We start from the raw sequence: 829 nt of genomic DNA, 5'->3' as shown, positions 1-829 counted from the left end.
CATGAGCTGAAGTTGCTGGTTCGACGGGATGAAAGCGGCACTCCCATTGCTATTGCTCAACCGAAACTCGTTGATGCCCGGAGAACTACGGACGCGGAACTCCTAAATTTGATCTTGCGTTCATCAGGCCAATCCTACATCTGCGGTCGATCACGGCATGTAGGTGAGGAATATGTCCTTCGACCCAATGGCCGCTGCGGTTGATTGGCTCGACGCCTACCGCGCTGGCGATATTGAAACTATCCTTGGAATGTATGCTGAGGATGCGACACTCCATTGCGGCTGTGGCGGCATGAAAGCCATCATTGGCCGAGAGGGCCTTCACGCCTATTGGATGGACCGGCTTTGGCAATTTCCAGCCTCGGAGCTGGACAACCTGCAGCCATCGGATGATGGAGCTCTAATCTCCTACGTCGCGAGAAACGGGATCGTCAGTGTAGTCCTGACGTTTGATGCTCTCGGTCAAATCGTAACCCATAGCTGCGGTCCATCTAATTAGAACGCACAAAGTCGCTTCGGCTTAAGGCAGAACGGCTTCAGAAATGAAGTCTTGTAAGTGATCCCGATGTCGAAACTGAAACCTTCGCTTGGGAACTTGCGGATGACGTATGCCGCTTCATTCTGTTTCACCAAGTTGCTGGAGAAGCGCGGGCGGCTTAGCGGTGACCGACGAAGAACTTGCCACGGCTATCCGCGAGAGCTTCACGCAAGTCGGTTTGTGTGGTGGTCTAATCGAAGGTAGATTTCAGATCGAATGCGTGAGCGACATACGCGGGCGCGCATAGCCGCGCTTCTACGGGAGCGCCAGAATCGTCCGCAATTGCTCCTT

Annotated in this window: 1 protein-coding gene; it reads left to right on the top strand. The window is 53.9% G+C overall.

The genetic code is table 11. The annotated features are described in order from the left end of the window. Positions 1–172 precede the first annotated feature (172 nt). Entirely contained in the window at positions 173–499 is a 327-nt protein-coding gene (locus IVB27_RS28320) for a nuclear transport factor 2 family protein (protein ID WP_247446255.1), read from the top strand. Positions 500–829: the final 330 nt, after the last annotated feature.

The sequence above is a fragment of the Bradyrhizobium sp. 197 genome, assembly GCF_023073375.1.
Taxonomy (GTDB): domain Bacteria; phylum Pseudomonadota; class Alphaproteobacteria; order Rhizobiales; family Xanthobacteraceae; genus Bradyrhizobium.
Note: the sequence above shows the minus strand (reverse complement) of the source record. Positions and strands in the feature narration are given on the sequence as shown.